Annotated in this window: 25 protein-coding genes; 13 read left to right on the top strand and 12 right to left on the bottom strand. The window is 68.4% G+C overall.

The window, feature by feature from the left end; all coding sequences use genetic code 11:
* Nucleotides 1-14 precede the first annotated feature (14 nt).
* Nucleotides 15-605: a DUF7474 family protein gene (locus M0R88_RS05355; protein WP_248655930.1), complete on the bottom strand. Its 591-nt coding sequence runs from the start codon at nucleotides 603-605 to the stop codon at nucleotides 15-17.
* Between the two features lie 269 nt (nucleotides 606-874).
* Here M0R88_RS05355 and M0R88_RS05350 point away from each other — a divergent pair, with 269 nt between their 5' ends.
* Nucleotides 875-1,819: a phosphotransferase family protein gene (locus M0R88_RS05350; RefSeq protein ID WP_248655929.1), complete on the top strand. Its 945-nt coding sequence runs from the start codon at nucleotides 875-877 to the stop codon at nucleotides 1,817-1,819.
* Complete coding sequence (locus M0R88_RS05345; RefSeq protein ID WP_248655928.1) at nucleotides 1,816-2,787, top strand: phosphotransferase family protein; 972 nt, start codon at nucleotides 1,816-1,818, stop codon at nucleotides 2,785-2,787. Before M0R88_RS05350 ends, M0R88_RS05345 begins: the two co-directional genes overlap by 4 nt.
* 27 nt (nucleotides 2,788-2,814) lie before the next feature.
* Here the strand turns inward: M0R88_RS05345 and merB are convergent, their stop codons facing one another.
* Nucleotides 2,815-3,417, bottom strand: coding sequence for an organomercurial lyase (merB, locus tag M0R88_RS05340; RefSeq protein ID WP_248655927.1), 603 nt, complete (start codon nucleotides 3,415-3,417; stop codon nucleotides 2,815-2,817).
* A 74-nt stretch (nucleotides 3,418-3,491) separates the two neighbouring features.
* On the opposite strand from merB, the gene M0R88_RS05335 reads away from it, so the two are divergent.
* Nucleotides 3,492-3,911 (top strand): winged helix-turn-helix transcriptional regulator, encoded by a 420-nt coding sequence (locus M0R88_RS05335; RefSeq protein ID WP_248655926.1) that lies wholly within the window; start codon nucleotides 3,492-3,494, stop codon nucleotides 3,909-3,911.
* A gap of 24 nt (nucleotides 3,912-3,935) precedes the next feature.
* On the top strand, nucleotides 3,936-4,373 hold the full coding sequence (locus tag M0R88_RS05330) for an MOSC domain-containing protein (RefSeq protein WP_248655925.1): 438 nt from the start codon (nucleotides 3,936-3,938) through the stop codon (nucleotides 4,371-4,373).
* Between the two features lie 58 nt (nucleotides 4,374-4,431).
* On the opposite strand, the gene M0R88_RS05325 is transcribed toward M0R88_RS05330, so the two are convergent.
* The gene (locus tag M0R88_RS05325) at nucleotides 4,432-5,223 is read right to left on the bottom strand and encodes an aldo/keto reductase (RefSeq protein WP_248655924.1); all 792 of its coding nucleotides are present in this window, start codon (nucleotides 5,221-5,223) and stop codon (nucleotides 4,432-4,434) included.
* A 237-nt stretch (nucleotides 5,224-5,460) separates the two neighbouring features.
* Between M0R88_RS05325 and M0R88_RS05320 the strand changes: the two genes are divergently transcribed.
* Complete coding sequence (locus M0R88_RS05320) at nucleotides 5,461-5,685, top strand: hypothetical protein (protein WP_248655923.1); 225 nt, start codon at nucleotides 5,461-5,463, stop codon at nucleotides 5,683-5,685.
* Between the two features lie 23 nt (nucleotides 5,686-5,708).
* Here M0R88_RS05320 and M0R88_RS05315 read toward each other — a convergent pair whose 3' ends face one another.
* On the bottom strand, nucleotides 5,709-6,182 hold the full coding sequence (locus M0R88_RS05315; RefSeq protein WP_248655922.1) for a cupin domain-containing protein: 474 nt from the start codon (nucleotides 6,180-6,182) through the stop codon (nucleotides 5,709-5,711).
* 182 nt (nucleotides 6,183-6,364) lie between these two features.
* On the opposite strand from M0R88_RS05315, the gene M0R88_RS05310 reads away from it, so the two are divergent.
* A complete protein-coding gene (locus M0R88_RS05310; protein WP_248655921.1) occupies nucleotides 6,365-6,685 on the top strand; it encodes a 4Fe-4S dicluster domain-containing protein in 321 nt (106 codons plus the stop codon).
* Nucleotides 6,686-6,724: 39 nt separating this feature from the next.
* Here the strand turns inward: M0R88_RS05310 and M0R88_RS05305 are convergent, their stop codons facing one another.
* Nucleotides 6,725-6,889: a DUF6757 family protein gene (locus tag M0R88_RS05305; protein ID WP_248651525.1), complete on the bottom strand. Its 165-nt coding sequence runs from the start codon at nucleotides 6,887-6,889 to the stop codon at nucleotides 6,725-6,727.
* A gap of 141 nt (nucleotides 6,890-7,030) precedes the next feature.
* The gene (locus M0R88_RS05300) at nucleotides 7,031-7,843 is read right to left on the bottom strand and encodes a PHP domain-containing protein (RefSeq protein WP_248655920.1); all 813 of its coding nucleotides are present in this window, start codon (nucleotides 7,841-7,843) and stop codon (nucleotides 7,031-7,033) included.
* Between the two features lie 146 nt (nucleotides 7,844-7,989).
* Between M0R88_RS05300 and M0R88_RS05295 the strand changes: the two genes are divergently transcribed.
* Entirely contained in the window at nucleotides 7,990-8,274 is a 285-nt protein-coding gene (locus M0R88_RS05295; protein WP_248655919.1) for a DUF5789 family protein, read from the top strand.
* Nucleotides 8,275-8,286: 12 nt separating this feature from the next.
* Here the strand turns inward: M0R88_RS05295 and M0R88_RS05290 are convergent, their stop codons facing one another.
* Nucleotides 8,287-9,081: an alpha/beta fold hydrolase gene (locus tag M0R88_RS05290; RefSeq protein WP_248655918.1), complete on the bottom strand. Its 795-nt coding sequence runs from the start codon at nucleotides 9,079-9,081 to the stop codon at nucleotides 8,287-8,289.
* A 145-nt stretch (nucleotides 9,082-9,226) separates the two neighbouring features.
* Between M0R88_RS05290 and M0R88_RS05285 the strand changes: the two genes are divergently transcribed.
* On the top strand, nucleotides 9,227-9,913 hold the full coding sequence (locus M0R88_RS05285; protein ID WP_248655917.1) for a helix-turn-helix domain-containing protein: 687 nt from the start codon (nucleotides 9,227-9,229) through the stop codon (nucleotides 9,911-9,913).
* A 33-nt stretch (nucleotides 9,914-9,946) separates the two neighbouring features.
* On the opposite strand, the gene M0R88_RS05280 is transcribed toward M0R88_RS05285, so the two are convergent.
* Nucleotides 9,947-10,957 (bottom strand): DUF5784 family protein, encoded by a 1,011-nt coding sequence (locus M0R88_RS05280; RefSeq protein ID WP_248655916.1) that lies wholly within the window; start codon nucleotides 10,955-10,957, stop codon nucleotides 9,947-9,949.
* 393 nt (nucleotides 10,958-11,350) lie between these two features.
* Between M0R88_RS05280 and M0R88_RS05275 the strand changes: the two genes are divergently transcribed.
* Complete coding sequence (locus M0R88_RS05275) at nucleotides 11,351-11,527, top strand: DUF5786 family protein (RefSeq protein ID WP_165881765.1); 177 nt, start codon at nucleotides 11,351-11,353, stop codon at nucleotides 11,525-11,527.
* A gap of 64 nt (nucleotides 11,528-11,591) precedes the next feature.
* On the opposite strand, the gene M0R88_RS05270 is transcribed toward M0R88_RS05275, so the two are convergent.
* Nucleotides 11,592-12,497, bottom strand: a complete 906-nt coding sequence (locus M0R88_RS05270) for a YkgJ family cysteine cluster protein (protein WP_248656758.1) — start codon at nucleotides 12,495-12,497, stop codon at nucleotides 11,592-11,594.
* A 112-nt stretch (nucleotides 12,498-12,609) separates the two neighbouring features.
* Between M0R88_RS05270 and M0R88_RS05265 the strand changes: the two genes are divergently transcribed.
* On the top strand, nucleotides 12,610-12,900 hold the full coding sequence (locus M0R88_RS05265) for a DUF7967 family protein (RefSeq protein WP_248655915.1): 291 nt from the start codon (nucleotides 12,610-12,612) through the stop codon (nucleotides 12,898-12,900).
* A gap of 78 nt (nucleotides 12,901-12,978) precedes the next feature.
* Here the strand turns inward: M0R88_RS05265 and M0R88_RS05260 are convergent, their stop codons facing one another.
* Nucleotides 12,979-13,302, bottom strand: coding sequence for a HalOD1 output domain-containing protein (locus M0R88_RS05260; protein ID WP_248655914.1), 324 nt, complete (start codon nucleotides 13,300-13,302; stop codon nucleotides 12,979-12,981).
* 114 nt (nucleotides 13,303-13,416) lie between these two features.
* Here M0R88_RS05260 and M0R88_RS05255 point away from each other — a divergent pair, with 114 nt between their 5' ends.
* From M0R88_RS05255 to M0R88_RS05245, 3 genes are all read left to right on the top strand, one after another.
* Nucleotides 13,417-13,626 (top strand): DUF7561 family protein, encoded by a 210-nt coding sequence (locus M0R88_RS05255; protein ID WP_248655913.1) that lies wholly within the window; start codon nucleotides 13,417-13,419, stop codon nucleotides 13,624-13,626.
* 97 nt (nucleotides 13,627-13,723) lie between these two features.
* Entirely contained in the window at nucleotides 13,724-15,577 is a 1,854-nt protein-coding gene (locus M0R88_RS05250; RefSeq protein ID WP_248655912.1) for a helicase C-terminal domain-containing protein, read from the top strand.
* 95 nt (nucleotides 15,578-15,672) lie between these two features.
* Nucleotides 15,673-16,578 (top strand): cupredoxin domain-containing protein, encoded by a 906-nt coding sequence (locus M0R88_RS05245; protein WP_248655911.1) that lies wholly within the window; start codon nucleotides 15,673-15,675, stop codon nucleotides 16,576-16,578.
* A gap of 342 nt (nucleotides 16,579-16,920) precedes the next feature.
* Here M0R88_RS05245 and M0R88_RS05240 read toward each other — a convergent pair whose 3' ends face one another.
* Nucleotides 16,921-17,100 (bottom strand): hypothetical protein, encoded by a 180-nt coding sequence (locus tag M0R88_RS05240; protein ID WP_248655910.1) that lies wholly within the window; start codon nucleotides 17,098-17,100, stop codon nucleotides 16,921-16,923.
* Nucleotides 17,101-17,171: 71 nt separating this feature from the next.
* Complete coding sequence (locus M0R88_RS05235) at nucleotides 17,172-17,411, bottom strand: hypothetical protein (protein WP_248655909.1); 240 nt, start codon at nucleotides 17,409-17,411, stop codon at nucleotides 17,172-17,174.
* Nucleotides 17,412-17,425 lie beyond the last annotated feature (14 nt).

The following is a 17,425-nucleotide window of genomic DNA, read 5'->3' as shown; positions in this document are numbered from 1 at the left end:
GGGTAGGCCGGCCGTCAGAGGCTCCGGTCGATGACCGCTTTCGCGGCCTCGGCCTTCTCCTTCCAGCCGTAGCCCGACTCGTAGACGTGGCGCTTCTTGTTCACGAGTTCTTGGGGCGAGGCCTCCTCGAACCCGCCGCGGGTCCACGTCCCGGTGTCCCGGAGCCAGTCCACGACGCGCTCGCGGGTCTCGTTCCAGGAGAGACCGACCATCTCGTACCAGGCTATCATGGCGAAGACGGCGTTGTCGTGGGCACCCGGCACCGACCCCTTCCGGGCGACGGTCTTGATGGGTTCGACGTTCGGGTCCGTGACGTGTTCCTTGTACTGCTCCGCGGTGAGAAGCTTGAGATGTCCCTCCTCGTTCTCCATCACGCGCTGTTCGTGGACCAGTCGGTCCAGCGCGGCCTTGTGGAGGCTGCTCCATCGCCCGTGGACCGCCTCGCGGAGCGCCTCTTCGGGGAGCGCGTTGGCCGACAGGACCGCCACGAGGTCCGTGTAGGCCTTCTCGATGTCGGACCACGACGCACCCTCGTACTCGCAGTCGGGACCGTGGAGGTTGCTCGTCGTCCGGCAGTCCGGACAGGGGTAGTCGAACCGCGGCACGACTGGGAGTGTCGCTTTCGGGGTACAAAACTGGTCTGATTCGCGCTCGGAGTCGCTATCGTGGCAGGTGCGATTCTCGACGGAGAGGAGCGACCGTCGGCGTCGGCGACCGAATCGGTTCTCCGAGTGCGACGCCGAGGCCCGTGGCGAGTCGAGCATCCAAACATTCAAGTCACTGGTGAGATAGGTTCGACCCGTCCTCTTCTCGGTCGTAGCTGCGGGACTCTCCCGCGCTCCGACCGGTCGTCGCACGTAACGCGGCGCAGAACATGACTGACTCAGCCGACGTACGCGACGCACTCGCATCGATTTCGAACGACTACGAGGTTCGCCGACGACTCCACGCCGTGCCGCCGCACGCGGTCTACGAGGTCTCGGTCGAAGGCACCCGCGCGGTCTGCAAGGTGGCCCGCGGCGCACGCGCCGACCCCTCGACCGAGGCCCGCGTGATGTCCTTCGTCGGCCGGGAGACCGTCGTTCCCGTCCCGCGAATCCTCGCGGTCGGCGGCGACTGGTTCGTCGCCGAGTGGCGTGCCGGCCTGCCGGACGACGACCTCCCGCTCGACGCCGAGCGCGCCCGGACGCTCGGTGCGGGACTGGCGACGCTCCACGACGAGACCGCGGGCGCGTTCGAGAAGACCGGCTTCCCCCGCGCCGAGGGCGGTCGTCTCGTGGTAGACGCCCGCGACGCGTGGACCGAGACCGTCTCGGACCTCCTCGAGGACCTGCGCGATTACCTCGCCGACTTCGGCTACGCAGATGTCGCCGAGGAGGCCCGCGCTCTCCTCGAAGAACGCCCCGACCTGCTGGCTGGCTCCGACGACCCCGTGCTGGCCCACGGCAACTACCTCCCGTCCCACGTCGCGGTCCGCGACGGCGAGGTGACCTGCGTCATCGACTGGGAACACGCGCTGGTCGCGCCGGCCGAGTACGACTACTGGCGGACCGCGATGCCGCTTCTCGGCGACTCGGGCGACCCCGACGAGAGCGGCGAGTTCGCGGCGTTCCGCGAGGGCTACACGTCGGTCCGACCGCTGCCCACCGACTCCGACCGCCGAAGCGAGTGCTTCCGACTCGTCAACGCGGTCTCGTACCTGAAGTCGCTTCACCTCCAGCGCCAGCGGACCGGACAGGCGAAGGCGCGGTTCGCGGCTCACATTCGGGAATCGGTCTACGAAACTGTCCGGCAGTTCCGCGCGGAGACCGAGCGATGACGACGACCGAGGTCCGGATGCGAGACGCGCTGGCGACGCACGCGGACGACTTCGCAGTCCGCGACGAGTTACTGACGACCGACAACCACGTCGTTCACGAAGTCGAGTTCGAGGGCCAGCGCGCGGTCTGCAAACTCGCCCGTGGCGACGCCACTGGGCTGCACCGCGACGCGCTGGTCCTCCGGCGACTCGCCGACACCGATGCGGTCCCGGTCCCCCGACTGCTCGCCCGCGGCGACGACTACTACGTCTCGTCGTTCGCGCCCGGCGGTGCCTACGACGGGGACGCACCCCGTGAACTCCGCAAGCGCCGCCTCAGAGACGCCGGCGCGACCCTTGCGCGAGTCCACGGGACTGCAGCGCTCCAGTTCGAGACCTACGGCGAACTCCGACCCGCGGGCGACCGACTGATTCCCGACCGTCTCGAACTCGACGCCGCCGAGTCGTGGCCCGACCTGTTCGTCGGGTGGGTCGCAGACTGGCGCGACGACCTTGCCGGGACGCGCTACGCCGACCTCGGCGACGAGGTGCTGGCGTTCGTCCGGGACCACCGGGAGGCGTTCGCCGACGCGGGCGACCCGGTCCTCGTCCACAGTGACTACGAGGACGACAACCTACACTTCGCCGGAGACGGCGTCTCGTCGGTCCTCGACTGGGAGGTCGCCCGGTCCGCGCCCGGCGAGTTCGACCTCGCGCGGGCCGAACTCGGCTGGTTCGAGAAGCCCGTCTCTCCCGAAAACGACGGCGACCTGCGGAGCGCGCTACTCGCTGGTTACGAGTCGGCTCGGGGCCTTCCCGACGGATTCGACGCTCGCCGGGCGACCTACCGGGCCGCGCTGACTCTGAAACCTTTCCGGAGGGTCGGCGACATCGGCGACCGAGCCGACGTGCCCGCCGACGAACTCGCCGCGACGATGGAGTCGTTCGTCCGCGACCGACTCGACGCCGCGCACGACGAGTGGCGTTGAAACCGAGACCCTCGCGAGTGTGGCGACTCAGGCCCGGATTAGCGCCCGCGCCAGTTCGAACCCCTCCGAGAGCGGCAGGGCCGTCGTCGGCGCGTCGGTTCGGTCGTTCCACCGTCGGTAGGCGTCCTCGTCGGGGAACGCGTGGACGTAGGGACACAGCGACTCGTAGGTCCGCCGCGGCGTCGGGTCTGCGTCGGAATCGACGGACGCGACTCCGAACGACAGCACGGCGTCCTCGGGGTCGGTCTCGATGTCCGAGCGCGAGACGCGCGAGGTGACCGTCTCGCCCGTCTCCGGCCCCTCCGAGCGTACCTCGACCGACTCGCCGGTGAGGAACGGGAGCATGACGGCGTCGAGGACGCAGACGAACCGGTAGCTCCGGTCGTCCGTTTCGGCGCGGTGGCGGCCCTCGTCGTCGTGACAGAGGTCGGCGACGGCCGGCGGCCAGTCGTCGTCGAAGGCCGCGGCCACCGCCTCGACCCACGCCCCGACCGTCTCCGGGCGCTCGTCGGTGCCGAACAGTGCTTCGATATTCTCGCCGATTCCGGGTGGGAGCGGACGCTCCTCGACCGATTCGACGGCGCTCGATTCGTCGTTCGCTTCGTCGCGGACGGCGTTGCGTTCCGGCATCGACATCACTTTGCATCCCAAAGTGTTATACTGTCGAGTCCGAAGTAATGGAGTAACTTCGAGTTCCCGAAGCCATGACCGACGACGCCACCCCGGACGATTTCGCTGCGGACGACATCGCCTGCTACTGTCGACTCGACGGCGTGCTGGACCTCCTGAGTCGGAAATATGCGATGCAGGTCCTCTGCGTCGTGGCCGCGACCGACCCCACCCGCTTCGGCGAACTGGAGGAGTTCCTCCCGGACGCCAGCACGTCCACGCTGTCCGCGCGACTGGACGAACTCGCTGGGGCGGACCTCCTGACTCGGACCCAGTACGACGAGATTCCGCCGCGCGTCGAGTACGAACTCACGGACGACGGCCGCGAGTTGGCGACCCGACTCGAACCGGTGCTGGAGTGGGCCGAGGAGCGCGACGGCCGGGACCCCGACGGCCGGGACCCCGACGGGAGTGCGGCCGACGCTCCGGAGCCCGCGGCGTCGGGAGAGAACTAAGTGGCTCCGACGGGAGTCCAACGTATGGACGGAACTGGACGCGTCGAGGCCATCCACCTCGCGCCCGAGTCGGGCGCGGCGACCGAACCTGCCGAGGCGGTCGAGGTCGTCGCGGGCGAGGGCGTGCGCGGCGACCGTCACTTCGGGAAGGACAAAGCCGACCTGACGCTCGTCGAGAGCGAGGCGTTGGACGCCGCGGCAGACGAGGGCATCGACCTCACGGACGGCGAGCATCGCCGGAACCTGACCACCAGCGACGCCGCGCTGAACCACCTCGCCGGCGAGCGCTTCCGCGTCGGCGAGGCGGTCTGCGAGGGGAACGACCTCTGCGAACCCTGCGGCCACCTCGAATCCCTGACCGAGGACGGCGCGATATCGGCGCTGGTCCACCGCGGCGGCCTCGAAGCCGACGTCATCGAGTCGGGGGAGATTTCGGTCGGCGACGAGATAGAACCGCTGTAGTCCGTCTCGTCCCGTCACCCTCCCGGTCGATGAACGGCGGAAGCGCGGGAGTGGCGCGTCAGTTCCACGCCGCGTCGTCGGGGTCCACCAACCGCTCGCGCTCCTCGACGGCGTCGATGCGCGCCACCTCGTCGGACGAGAGGTCGGGCGTCTCGAAGTTCGCCCGGAGGTGGTCCTCGCCGGTGGCCTTCGGAATCGGGACCACGCCGTCGCGCTGGCGGAGCCACGCGAGGCTGACGGATTCGGGAGTCGTGTCGTGTGTCGCCGCAATCTCGGCCAGCGCGTCCACGTCGCCCGCCTCGCCCTGCATCAGCGGCGAGTACGCGACGACCGTCACGTCGCGCTCTCGGCAGTGCGCCAGCAGGTCGTCCTGCGGGAGCAAAGGGTGCATCTCGACCTGATTCGCGGCGACCGGCGCGTCCAGAATCTCGCGCGCCTCGTCCAGCAGGTCGGGCGTGAAGTTGCTGACCGCGACGTTCTCGGCTCTCCCCTCGTCGTACAGGTCGTCGAGGGCCGGCAGGGTCGCCTCGGCGTCGTAGGCCCCCATCGGCCAGTGGACGTACAGCAGGTCCACGTAGTCGGTGCCGAGGCGGTCCAGACTCGCTTCCGTCGTCTCGCGAACGTCCTCGGGCGCGAGGTTCGAGGGGTGGACCTTCGTGGCGAGGAACACCTCCTCGCGCGGGACTTCGCTCGCGGCGATACCCTCGCCGACCGCGGCCTCGTTGTCGTACATCTGGGCCGTGTCGATGTGGCGGTACCCCACGTCGAGCGCGTTTCGGACGGTCTCGGCGCACTGGTCCGCGTCGTCGTTGCCGGACGTACCGAGGCCCGGACTCGGGATGGTCGTCATGGTCGTTCGGTGTCCGGCCGCGGGGAAAAAGCTACGCGCGTCGGCAACCGCCTCGGTCTCCCGTTCAGTCTCGATTTCCCGCCACGCCGACGGGCGAGCGCGGTCCGACACGGGACCCGAGAGGTGTCGTCCGTCCTCCGAGAACGCTCGCGGAAGCGAGCCACGGTTCCGTTCTCGACGAACGTGCGTCCGCGTAGAGACAAAAGAGCGAAAGGACGCGAGCGCGAAGTCGCGGGCATGGCCGACGGCGGCGTCCCGTGGCGACTGCTCGGAATCGGCGGACTGGCGAGTCTCTGCTGCGTCGGTACGTCGGCGGTCGGCGGGGCCGCGCTGGCGTCCGGCGCGGTCGCGGGCGGTCTGGGCGCGAACGTCGCGCAGGTGCTGGTGACGGTGCTGACGGTTGGACTGCTGGGACTGGCGTGGGCGCTGCTCGGGCCGGACCCGACGTGCGAGCGCGAATAGCCGGCGTTCGCCGAGGAACGCACCTACGAGAACTGCCCGGTCTCCGCGCCGCAGTCCTCGCAGACCGTGACGAGCGCGCTCTCCGCGGCGTCGTCGGCGCGCTCGATGCGGTTCGGCGTCCGCTCGCCGCAGTCGGGGCAGTCCCGGCGCAGGTCGAGGTCGCCGCTCTCCTTCGGTGCGCCGAGCGCGAGCGCGACGACGCGCTCGTCGCCCTCGTTCACGCCGCGCTGGAACTCGCCGGGCGCGAACCGGACCGCCTCGTCGGGACCGGCCGCGACCGGTCCGTCCGCCGTCTCGAAGGTGACGGTGCCCGACGCGACGTAGAACACCTCTTCTTGGTCGCCGTGAGCGTGGTAGCCGAACGCGAAGCTATCGCCCGGTGCGAGTTCGTAGTAGTTCACCGCGAGGTCGGTCGCGCCGAGAGCGCGTGTGAGCGGTCGCTTCACGTCTGCGGGACCGGCGCTCGACTCGACCTCCTCGATGCGGACTTTCTCCACGTCCGAGCATCGACGCCTACGAGTATTTAAATTACCGCGTCCTCGCGCGGAGACCTGTCAGACGGTCGGCGTTGTCCCCGACGGCGTACTGCGGTTTTAGCCCGGCCTAAACCCCTGACGCGGCCGTTTAGGGGGTTGTTTTAAGTACTTGGTCGCCCTGTGTTGGAACAGGTGAACTTCCGATGGCTATCGACCCGCAATTCCACGAGAACCGCGAAAAGGTAGACGAACACGAGGGCCACGACGTGTGGGGTCCCGTCGAGGAACCGGAGAAACTGGGCATCCACGGCACCCACGTCGCCGTGGACTTCGACCTCTGCATCGCCGACGGCGCGTGTCTGGAGGACTGTCCGGTGGACGTGTTCGAGTGGGTAGACACCCCCGACCACCCCGAGAGCGGGAAGAAAGCCGACCCCGCCAACGAGGCCCAGTGCATCGACTGCATGCTCTGCGTGGACGTGTGCCCCGTGGACGCCATCGACGTGGACGCAGGTCGGGCCTAAGCTAAAAGTTCTTTTCCGCCGCTCACCGACCGAGAGTCGCTACTCCGGCCGGTCTACGTCCAACTCCTGTCGCAGGTAGGCCAGCGCGTCGGTCTCCGCGAGGTACTCGAACTGTTCGCGGAAGTGCGCGTCGCAGAGACCGACTCGGACGCCGTTCAACTCGGGCGCGAACGCCGCGTCCCGGTCGCAGTAGTGACACCGCATATCACGGAGTAGTCGCCGACCGGATTTAATCCCTGCGTTCGGCCCATCGGACCTGTCGAATCGGTGAGAGCGCTCGCGATTCCGCGCGGCCGAGCGCGGTCACAGCGTCGGCGTGGTCCGCTGCTGCGGTCCGGGACCCGTCTACAGATTCACCGACGACCGGAAGTGTCTGTACTCTGGTTTCGACAGTCCGGCCTTCCCGAGTTCGTGACCGTGGGCGTCGCTCCCGCCGGTCGGAATCAGGTCGTGTTCGGCGATGGCGCGCTCGACCGGTCGCGAGTCAACCTCCTCGTCGTAGGGGTAGTATCGCTCTACGGCGTCCAGTTCGCGGGTCAGTTCCAGCGCGGCCGCCGGGTCGTCGTAGCGGTAGGGGTGCGCGAGACCGACCAGTCCGCAGGCCTCCGACAGCAGTTCGACGCCGCGCTCGAACGAGGTCACGTCGCGCGCGACGAAGCAGGGGCAGTCGTCGCCGATGAGGTCGTCGAACACGTCTCCGATCTCCTCGTAGTCGCTGTCGGGGTGGTCCACGACGGCGCGGGCGACGTGCGGTCGCCCGAGACCTTCGCGGGGTTCGAGGTCGAGGTCGATGTCGAGGTGGTCCTCGACGTTCTCGATGAGTTTCCGCCCGCGCTCCTTGCGGTCGGTCTGGACGCGGTCGAGTTCGTCGATGAGGTCGGTGGTCGGCGTGACGCCGTAGCCCAGTAGGTCCACGCGCTCGCCGACCGCGTCGCCGTACGCCTCGCCGCGGGGTTCGACGCGCAACTCGATGCCGTGGACGACGGTCACGCCCTCGAAGGCGGTGACCGGCGTCGGCAGTTCGGGGTGGAGGCGGTCGTGGTCGGTGACGGCCACGACCGAGACGCCCGCGTCGCGGGCCGCCTCGGGAACCTCCGACAGGCGCATTTCGCCGTCGGAGTTGGTCGTGTGGACGTGAAGGTCCGCGAAGACGCTCATACCTCCAAAACGAGCGGGGTGTCCGAAAGCGCTTCGCTACGCCGCGCCGAGGTTTTCCGTGTTACTGACTCTCCCTTAGACACCTTAAATTCTCCAATGCCCTCCCGCAGGAAGCTTTATCATTAACTTTGATGTACAACTTGTCGATGCCACTGCAACAGGCGACCCAACTGCTCCGCGACCACGACTATCCCGCGACAACCGACCAACTCGCCGACTCGTACGGCGACTACGAACTCGACCTCCCGAACGGCACCGAGACGCTGGCCGACGTGTTCCGGCGCGTCGAGTCCGAGACGTTCGGCACGTCCGGCGAGGCCGAGGAGATGCTCTACTCGGCGGTCAGCGCGAAGGCCATCGGCAGGAAGGGGTACAGCGACCGCGACCCGACGACGCTCGGCACGACCGGTCCCGAGCAGGTCAGTTTCTGACCCCGAGGGGTCCTAACGCGCTCTCAGGAAGGACCGCATCTCCGCCGATATTCGCTCCGGAACCTCCGCCGGGCCGCCGTGACTGACGCCGTCGAACTCGACGAACCGACTGCGGGGGAGCGCATCGTGGACCCCACGGGCGCTCGCGCGCAGGAAGTCGGGTCCTTCGGTCCCGGCGAGGACGAGCGCGGGCGCATCGACGTCGAGGCGCTCCGGGAGTTCGTACGCCTCGACGGCGCGGTTCATTCTGACGACCTCCTCGGCGAGGTCCACGCAGTCGGGCCACGCTGGCCACTCCGCCAGCCACGCGTCGAGGTCGTCGATTCCGTCGGGGTGCAGGACCTGCTCGACGTAGCGTTTCACCGCCTCGCGGCGCTCGCCGTCCTCGACCAGCGACGCCATGCGGTCGGCGAGGTCTGCCCGTTCGCGGAACTCCTCGGGGAGGACCGCGGGTTCGTAGGCGACGACTGCTCGGACCGTCGCGTCGGTCGCGGCCTCGATTGCGGTGAGCGCGCCGAACGAGTGGCCGAACAGCACCGGGGCACCGTCGAGGTCGTCGACCAGTGCCCGCACGTACTCGACCTCGCGGTCGAGTACCTCGTCCGCGCTCGTCTCGTCGAGGTCGTCGAGGCAGGTCCCGAACCCCGGTCGCCGGGGGACGACCGCGGCGTACTCCTCGAAGTGAGGGATGACCGGGTCCCAGTACTCCCGCGGGGCCATCCCTCCGTGAAGCAGGACGACGGGCCGACCGTCGCCTCGCCGCTCGTAAGCTATCTCCGTACCGTCCGTAGACTGTGTCGTCTGCATGCCCCCGTTCGTTCGGGAGCCTGCGGACTAAGCCGTTCTCTCAGCCGTGCGGCCCTTTAAGAGAGGGCGCGAGTGGACGGTGCGGCGACGCCGGTCGAAGCGAGCGTTTCGACGCCGTGAAAAGCGTTCGCGGGAACGACGACGCATGGGACTGTTCGCCGAGTTCGAGATACGCTGTGACGCCCTCCCGCTGGTCGGGGTCGCGGCCGCGGTACCCGACGCGTCGCTGACCCTCGAACTCCAGTTCAACCACGGCGACCGACCGCTGTTTCTCGTCACCGCGACCGGCGGTTCCCCGGCCGCGTTCGAGAGCGCCCTCGACGACGCGTTCGACGTCGGCGAGTGGTTCCGCATCGGGCGTGCCGGGGACACCCGCCGGTATCAGGCGATTCCGGCGCTCAGTCTGGAGGAGCAACTCGGGGACCGCCTCGACGACCTCGCGGACCTCGAAGCGCTGGCCACGGCCGAGGCCATCGTCGAACGCATCGAGGTCGAGACCGACGGGTGGCGACAGACCGGGTGGTTCGCCGACCGGGCGGCGTTCGACGAGTTCGCAACGCTCTGGCGGCGCAACGCGGGGTTCGAACTGCACCGTCTCGCGCGCGACGGCGACCCGGAACCGCCGGGCGACGGGCTGACCGACCGCCAGCACGAGGCGCTCCGGACGGCCTACGAACTGGGGTACTTCGAGATTCCACGGCGAACGTCGCTCCGTGAGGTCGCCGAGGAACTTGGCGTCTCGGCCTCCTCGACGTCCGAGCGCCTCCGGCGCGCACAGACCGAAATCATCGAGAAAACTGTCGCGACGACGTGGCCGCCCCTTCCGGAGTAGCGTGAGCGCCGTCGCCGAACGCGGCGGCGCGGTTCACACCCACTCGACGGCACCGTCGAGGTCCAGCGGTACCGAGCCTTTTCGGTAGGCCTCGACCTCGCCAGAAGGTCGCGCCCGGAAGACCACCGCGGGGCGGTGGCGAACGCCGGGTTGCTCGCCGCGGACCGCGTTCCACTCGTCGTCGCGGAACCCCGAGCAGTCCACGAACAGCACCGCGCCGCCGCCGTGCTTCTGGAGTTGGCCCGAGGTCTTGGTCTCGGCCGTCTCGCGCACCGCGGCGACCGGCGTGTCGGCGTGACGGCGCGTCGGGGGCCGGGGCCGGGTCACTTCGACCAGCGGCGACTCGCCGCCGTCGGGCGACTCCGCGCGGAAGTCCAGCGAGTGGCCGGTCGTGACTTCGATTTCGGGCGTCACGTCGTAGCCGGCGTCGGTCAACAGTTTCGCCGCGGTGAACTCGCTCATCGCCGACGCCATCCGCACGGGGTCCACCTGCGGACTGGTGCCGAGTTTCGACGCCATCTCGTAGCGGTGGTCGTCCAGTGCGCCCGTCGTCAGGAACTCCTCGTAGAACGCCAGCGCGTCGTCGCGGGTCGCGTCCGGGAACCCGGCGGCGTGGTCCCGGAAGAACGCTCTGGACGACTGGCGGCCGTCCTTCGAGAACAGCACCGGGAGGAAGAACCACGAGAGGTGGTCGTAGTCGGCCAGCCACGGGTCCTCTGTCCGGAGGTCGCCGAGCAGTTCGCGCTGTGCCCACCGAGCGACCGGGTAGGGAATCTCCTCGAAGGTGTACTTCTCGGTGCGCCAGAGCGCGGAGGGCGTCTCGGTGTTGCCGAGCCAGAAGGCTTCGTCGTCGTTCCAGCAGAACAGCGCGAGGTCGCCGTTGTCCATCTCGATGCGCCGGGTCTCGTACCCCGACGGCCCGGCGTAGTGGGGCGTCGGCATCTCGGCGCCGAACTTCTCGTCTAGGGGGGCGTACAGGTCGCGTTCGACCTTCTCGTCGGTCCACCGCTCCGTAGAGCGGCGAAAGCGGAGCGGGCTTGCCACGAGCGGATGTAGCCGCGCGAGGGATTTACGCTTTGTGTCACGACGGCCGTTCCGCGTCCGGACGCGCCGGACGAACGGCGAGCGACGGCGGGACGGACCGGGGACCGCTGCCGGACGAACGACGAATCGCCACTGGACGACCGAGAGTCGCGCTACGTAGAAGCCGGGCAGAGCGATAACTGAATCTGGATATCAGACGAAATGAAAGTCCAAACGCGCGAGAGAGCCGTTTTAGGCCCGGTTCCCGTCCGACGGTCACCAGTCCGACGCCCGCGACTTCGACGCACTCCGAACCTCGTCCGGTAGATTTCGACCTGTTTGCAAGGAGCGAAAAGAATGTGATTATCCGTTACATTCATTACCTGGCGAAGCTTACCCATGAGTGTGGTTGTCATGTCAATGGGTGCCTATGACGAAGACGAACACGAGCGCCGTGAGCGCAAGAACAATACAGTTGACGTCAGCGAAGACGACGACAGAACGACGTATCACGGCTCCGTAGAATACGATTCGGGAGACTCCGCGGAAGCGCTCCTCGACAAGTTCGAGGAGATAAAATCCGGTAAGTAGCCTATCTACTTATACTGCTATTCGACCCGCGTAGCCCCGGCTATTCCGGTCGTTCTCCCGCGCGCTACTCGGCGTCCCATCCCGGCGTCTCGGGCGCGCCGCGCGCGACTTCGACTGCCTCGGCCAGTCGCGGGTCGGCGGCCGGAGACCGGTCTCCGGCCGCCGACTCGCCGTCTTCGGCCGCTGGCCTCTCGCCTCCGGCGCGCGCTTCCCAGTCGGCGATGGCCCGCCCGGCCCACGAGTCGGCCTCGCGGGCCGTCGAGAGCGCGCTCTCGAATCGCTCGCGGTTCACCGCCGTCGTGCCGGGCGCGGCGGCGACCGCGGCCGCGACGAACAGCGCGCGGTCCCCGGCGGTCGATTCCCCGTCCGCGAGTCGCCCGACGACGCCGGACAGTCGCTCCGGGTCCGGGAAGACGAACACCTTCTGGCCGACGGCCTGCGGGCCGAGCAGGAACCCCGGAAGGTCCTCGGGCGGGTCGTCGTCCGCGAGTCGCGTCCCGCCGAAGGCGTCCTCGACGCGCTCGCACTCGGTCTCTTGGTCCAGTTTCAGGTTGTGGCCGGGATAGTCGGCGCACTCCTCGGGGTACGTCTCGTCGTCGTGAATCCGACACTGGAGCGTCGTCGGGTCGAGGAAGACGCAGGTCGGGAGCCACGCCGGTTCGGTGTCGAACGGAGCGACCGGTTTCGGCGGCTTCCGGAGGCCGAGGAAGAAGGCGGGCTTGCCGTCGATGGCCGAGACGGACACGCCGTCGATTTCGACGCCCGACTCGTCGCGCCAGAGTCGCGGCGTCAGCGCGTCGGCCAACCCGGCGTCGAGGAACGCGCGGGCGTCGTCGCGGGTCAGCGGGACGAGGTTGTACGCGTCGTCCAGCGGTTCGCGCGGGCCGCGTCGCTCGTGGTCGCTCGCGGCGGGCGCGACGGCCCGCCAGTCGATGCAACACCCGGCGCACCCCTCGCAGTTCACGTCCATCGTTCCCCCGCGTAGTTTGGGACGGAGTAGCATAAACCGTCGGACGAGTCGATAGTCTCGACCCGCACGGGTTCGACACAGGAACTATCCCGGCCGACCGAAAACCGCCGACATGGAGCGAGCGCCGACCGAGACGGCCGAGGACGAGTCGGTCCGCGTCTGGATGGTCGAACGGACCTACGCACGGGACGAGCAGAACGTCGTCGTCACGTACGCCACGCCCGACGGCGAACGCTTCGTCCGCAAGCACCGCAACAGACGGGTCCTCCTCGACCCGGTAACCGCCGCGCTCGACGTGTCCCCCGACCGACTCGAAGCGGTCGAAGAGACCGAGCGCCGACAGCGGTACGCCGCGGAGGCCGCCCGGATGGCGGACAGACGCGACCCCGACGACGAGGTGTAGCACGTCTTCTGCGGGGATTCAGCAGGGCCTCTGGAGTCCAGCGTTTTCTGCGGAGATTTAGCACGTCCTGCGGGGAGTTCAACAGGTCTTCCGGACGAAGACGTTGCCGCTGGCGTGCAGTTCCACGACGAACTCGCCGAGGGTGAACGCGACCCGGCCGCCGTCGCGGGCCGGTCCGCTCCGGGTCGGCCGGAAGAGGTCGTTCAGCGCGTCGGGGTCCACCACGTCGTAGAGGCGAACGCTCAGTTCGTCCACGGGGCGGTCGGACGCTTCCGCCAGCGCGTCGAGAATCGTCCGGGCGAGCGGTTCGTCGTCGTCCGGGTCGTTGGACGCGCTGTGGACGGTCTGGGAGCGATCGCCGAGGTCTACGGCAGTCGCTGCGAGGGAGTCTGGTTCGTGCATTGGTCCACCCACGTCGGCCGAAGCCGACTTTGATACCCATTCTCACGACGAACTCGGATATATACGATTCGATTCCGTCGGCAGGGCTTTGTCGGTGGGGGCGCTGGATTCGACATGGCCAAGCAACCCTGCGACGGATGCGGCGAGCAGGTCAAAATCGCGGGCGGCATCGCCAACCTCTGGACCTTGGAACACGACGCGACCGGCGGGATGACCTTGGAGTTCGACTCCGACGGGACCGAACACTTCCTCTGTTTCGACTGCATCGACCGACTCCCCGACGACCCGCGAGTCGAGGACGTGCGAGCCCTCCGCGACTCGTAGCAGCCGAGGGGCCGGAAATCGTCGCCCGTCTCCCTCCCCGCTTCCGAACCGCCGCGACCGACAGCCTTTATTCCCGATACCGCCGTGACTTCGAACAGTGAACCCCGACCGGATTTTCGACGAGTTCCCCGCGCCCTCCTATCGGGGCAACCAGCGTGCGGCCCTCGAAGACGTCAGGGACGCCTTCGAAGAGGGCAACGACGTCGTGTTGGTACGCGCGCCGACCGGGAGCGGCAAGTCGCTGCTGGCGCGCGCCATCGCGGGGTGCGCCCGGACGCCCGACGACGCCGCGCCGAGCGACGCGACCGGTGCCTACTACACCACGCCGCAGGTCTCGCAACTGGACGACGTGGCCGAGGACGACCTGCTGGACGACCTCAAAATCATCCGGGGCAAGCGAAACTACTCGTGCATCCTGCCGGGCGAGACGGACACGCCGGTCGATAGGGCGCCCTGCGCCCGCGAGAAGGGCTACGACTGCTCGGTGAAACACCGCTGTCCGTACTTCTCGGACCGCGCTATCGCGAGCAACCGCGAAATCGCGGCGATGACGCTGGCGTACTTCATGCGCACCGCCGGGTCGGAGGTGTTCCGCAAGCGCGACTGCGTGGTGATAGACGAGGCCCACGGTCTCGCGGAGTGGGCCGAGATGTACGCGGCCATCGACCTGAACCCCCGGACGGTGCCCATCTGGGACGACCTGAACGTGCCCGATATTTCGGACGTGGACCGCGCCGTCGAGTACGCCGACCGGCTCCAGAACCGGTGTCGCAGGGAGAAAGACGAACTCATCGCCCGGCAGGAACTCGACCCCCACGAGGCCGCCGAGCGCGACCGATTGCAGGAACTCATCGGCGAGTTGGACTGGTTCGTGGAGGACTACCGCGACTCGGAGAGCGCGACGACGTGGGTCGTGGACCAGCCGGACGGTCAGGGGAGCGGGATTACGATAAAGCCGATGAACCCCGAGCGCTACCTCAGCCACACCGTCTGGGAGCGGGGCAACAAGTTCGCGCTCCTCTCGGCGACTATCCTGAACAAGGCGGCGTTCTGCCGGCAGGTCGGTCTCGACCCCGCGAACGTCGCGCTGGTGGACGTGGGCCACACCTTCCCGGTCGAGAACCGGCCGCTCTACGACGTGACGCAGGGGAAGATGACCTACGAACACCGCGACGAGACCCTGCCGAAAATCGCCCGCACGGTGGTCCGGGTGATGCAGGAACACCGCGGCGAGAAGGGCATCGTCCACGCTCACTCCTACGCGATTCAGGAGCGACTCGCCGACCGACTCGACGACTTCGGCGTCGGCGACCGAATCCGGACCCACGACAAGGACGACCGCGACGCCCAACTCGAATCGTGGAAAGCGACCGACGGCGAGGAGGTGTTCCTCTCGGTCAAGATGGAGGAGGCCCTCGACCTGAAGGGCGACCTCGCGCGCTGGCAGGTCGTCTGCAAGGCGCCGTTCCTCAACACCAACGACTCCAGAGTCGCCCATCGCCTCGAAGAGGGCCAGTGGGCGTGGTACTACCGGGCCGCGCTCCGGACCGTGATTCAGGCCTGCGGGCGAGTAGTTCGGTCGCCGGACGACTACGGCGCGACCTACCTCGCGGATTCGAGTCTCCTCCAGGTGTTCGACCGCGCAGAGACCGACACCCCCGACTGGTTCCGCGAGCAGGTCGAACGCGTGTCTCGCCCGGACCTGCCGGAGTTCGACCCCCGGAGAGCCAGCGAGTCGGCGGCCGGGGCGGGTACGACCGGACGACGCGCTCGCTCGCGCTCCTGCGGTCGTTCGGAGTCGTCGTCGGGCGGTAGCCCCGCTTCCGGCGGTACTTCTTCGGGCGGCCAGTCGGCGAGCGGTCGGTCCTCGGGGGAGTCGTCGGGGACCGAAACGGAGTCCTCGACCGGCCGAAAGAGTCCGATGGCGGACGTGTGGGACGACAGCGTGTAAGCGCTCGATTGCAGGACTCGGACGGACCCTCTCCCGGACCAGTTAGCTATCGTAGAGTAACTTTATCCAGAATCGCGGTGAACCCCAGTCGAATCATGGGGGATTCCGGACGCGAGACACCGGCGACCGACGAATCGACCGACCGAACGACGTCAAATCCGAGTGCGAACCGCCGGAGCGTCCTGCGCGCGCTGGGCGGTGCGGGCGCGCTCGCGGCGTTCTCGGGCACGAGCGCGGCCAGCGAGCTCGCGGCGTCCGTCGCGGACGCGACGGACGCGCGCAGTCCCGCGGAGGCCCGCGAGCGAGCGCAACAGGACGGCGAAATCGACCCGGTCTGGGGGTTCCCGGCGCTGTCCGAGGACGCCGACCCGCCGACCAGCCCCGACCACGAGGTGCAACTCCAGATTCGGCCGCGCGACGCGCCGATTCCGGAGTTCGTCTTCGAACCGACCGGGCTGTACGTCGAGCCGGGCGACACGGTGCGGTTTAGCTACGAGTCGCCCCACCACACCGTGACGGCGTACCACCCGGCGTTCGGCTACCTCCAGCGCGTGCCCGACGAGGTGCCGCCGTTCTCGGCCCCGGCGCTCCCGCAGGACGGCTACTGGCTCTACACGTTCGACCGGAGCGGGGTCTACGACCTCCACTGCGCGCCCCACGAGATATTCGGTCACGCGATGCGCATCGTCGTCGGGTCGCCGAGCGGCCCGGCGGCAGACCCGCTCCCGGACCTCTGCGCCGGAGGAGAGACCACGACCGGAACCGCGGTGACGACGGTCCCGGAGGGCGAAGCGGAAGGCGGGCAGACGGCCACCGAGACCGGCGGCGAGGGCGGCGGCGAACCGGAACTCGAACCGCCGCGACTCACGGCCTACACGGTGCTGTCGGACCCGGCGCTCGACCCCGACGCCATCGTGGACGAGAATCGCGTCTCGTGGGACGACCTCGCGCCCGAGAGCAAGCAGTTGTTCGTCCAGATTCAGGGCTTCCCGCCGTGCTGACCCGCGGTGCTCCGCGGCGTCCCGCCCGGTAGTCGCGTCGGCGGGTCGCCGGTTCGCGTCGGCGGTCGGCGGGTCGGTTGGCGGCCTGCGTCGCCTGTCGGTCTTCGACGTTCGGGCGGCGGTCGATTCCGCCGCTCAGAGTATCGAAACCGTGTACGCGATGCCCGAACTGAGCATCAGCAGTACGAAGAACACCGAGATTATCTTCTGCCTCGTATCGTCGTCCATATCTCACGGGAGCGACGGGGCCGAAATAACGTTTTGGGTCCGGACGCGGCTGACGTGACTCTGGGTTGTCTAAGCGTATCTAAATACAGTTCGAAGAACGGCAGAGATACCCGATTATCGGTCGTCCTCGACGGTCCCCAGCACCGCGTCGCAGTGGGGACACACCACCATCCAGTAGCGTTGGCTCGTCGTGGCGGTCACGGTCACGCCGTCGCGGTCGGCCTTCGGTTCGATTCGCTTCTGGCTGTAGTTCGGATCGGCGGCGTCGCCGCCGCAGGACGGACAACTGGGCATACGCCGACGTTCGTCAGCCGATACTTAACGGTACGGGACGTCCGGGAGCGCGACTCGCGAGTTCGCGCTCGTCATCGACTCTGCACGAGGAGATAGCACGCCGCGACGACGACGCAACCGACGCCCGAGAAGAACGTGGTCGCGCCCCACGCGAGCGGTGCGAGCGACGCGCCCCGCGAGTGCGCCACGCTGCGTCGTCTGCGCGCGTCGGCGTACACCAGCGACGCGAGGACCAGCGGGACGAGGACGGCCACGGCGGCGAGCGAGAGCGTCTCGAATCCGACGGCCAGCGACGAGGTAGGTAGGGGCATGGACCGCTTTCTTT

It is taken from the genome of Halorussus gelatinilyticus (genome assembly GCF_023238445.1).
Classification (GTDB): Archaea; Halobacteriota; Halobacteria; order Halobacteriales; family Haladaptataceae; genus Halorussus; species Halorussus gelatinilyticus.
This window is presented reverse-complemented; position numbering and strand designations above follow the sequence as displayed.

Bases quoted from the DNA above. Each gene is read 5' to 3' on its own strand.
- M0R88_RS05345 (WP_248655928.1), top strand. From the start codon at position 1,816: ATGACGACGACCGAGGTCCGGATGCGAGACGCGCTGGCGACGCACGCG.
- M0R88_RS05335 (WP_248655926.1), top strand. From the start codon at position 3,492: ATGACCGACGACGCCACCCCGGACGATTTCGCTGCGGACGACATCGCC.
- M0R88_RS05270 (WP_248656758.1), bottom strand. From the start codon at position 12,497: ATGGACGTGAACTGCGAGGGGTGCGCCGGGTGTTGCATCGACTGGCGG.
- M0R88_RS05325 (WP_248655924.1), bottom strand. From the start codon at position 5,223: ATGACGACCATCCCGAGTCCGGGCCTCGGTACGTCCGGCAACGACGAC.
- M0R88_RS05260 (WP_248655914.1), bottom strand. From the start codon at position 13,302: ATGCACGAACCAGACTCCCTCGCAGCGACTGCCGTAGACCTCGGCGAT.
- M0R88_RS05255 (WP_248655913.1), top strand. From the start codon at position 13,417: ATGGCCAAGCAACCCTGCGACGGATGCGGCGAGCAGGTCAAAATCGCG.
- M0R88_RS05285 (WP_248655917.1), top strand. From the start codon at position 9,227: ATGGGACTGTTCGCCGAGTTCGAGATACGCTGTGACGCCCTCCCGCTG.
- M0R88_RS05320 (WP_248655923.1), top strand. From the start codon at position 5,461: ATGGCCGACGGCGGCGTCCCGTGGCGACTGCTCGGAATCGGCGGACTG.
- M0R88_RS05330 (WP_248655925.1), top strand. From the start codon at position 3,936: ATGGACGGAACTGGACGCGTCGAGGCCATCCACCTCGCGCCCGAGTCG.
- M0R88_RS05275 (WP_165881765.1), top strand. From the start codon at position 11,351: ATGTCAATGGGTGCCTATGACGAAGACGAACACGAGCGCCGTGAGCGC.
- M0R88_RS05310 (WP_248655921.1), top strand. From the start codon at position 6,365: ATGGCTATCGACCCGCAATTCCACGAGAACCGCGAAAAGGTAGACGAA.
- M0R88_RS05350 (WP_248655929.1), top strand. From the start codon at position 875: ATGACTGACTCAGCCGACGTACGCGACGCACTCGCATCGATTTCGAAC.
- M0R88_RS05300 (WP_248655920.1), bottom strand. From the start codon at position 7,843: ATGAGCGTCTTCGCGGACCTTCACGTCCACACGACCAACTCCGACGGC.
- merB (WP_248655927.1), bottom strand. From the start codon at position 3,417: ATGCCGGAACGCAACGCCGTCCGCGACGAAGCGAACGACGAATCGAGC.
- M0R88_RS05245 (WP_248655911.1), top strand. From the start codon at position 15,673: ATGGGGGATTCCGGACGCGAGACACCGGCGACCGACGAATCGACCGAC.
- M0R88_RS05295 (WP_248655919.1), top strand. From the start codon at position 7,990: ATGCCACTGCAACAGGCGACCCAACTGCTCCGCGACCACGACTATCCC.
- M0R88_RS05240 (WP_248655910.1), bottom strand. From the start codon at position 17,100: ATGCCCAGTTGTCCGTCCTGCGGCGGCGACGCCGCCGATCCGAACTAC.
- M0R88_RS05305 (WP_248651525.1), bottom strand. From the start codon at position 6,889: ATGCGGTGTCACTACTGCGACCGGGACGCGGCGTTCGCGCCCGAGTTG.
- M0R88_RS05265 (WP_248655915.1), top strand. From the start codon at position 12,610: ATGGAGCGAGCGCCGACCGAGACGGCCGAGGACGAGTCGGTCCGCGTC.
- M0R88_RS05290 (WP_248655918.1), bottom strand. From the start codon at position 9,081: ATGCAGACGACACAGTCTACGGACGGTACGGAGATAGCTTACGAGCGG.
- M0R88_RS05235 (WP_248655909.1), bottom strand. From the start codon at position 17,411: ATGCCCCTACCTACCTCGTCGCTGGCCGTCGGATTCGAGACGCTCTCG.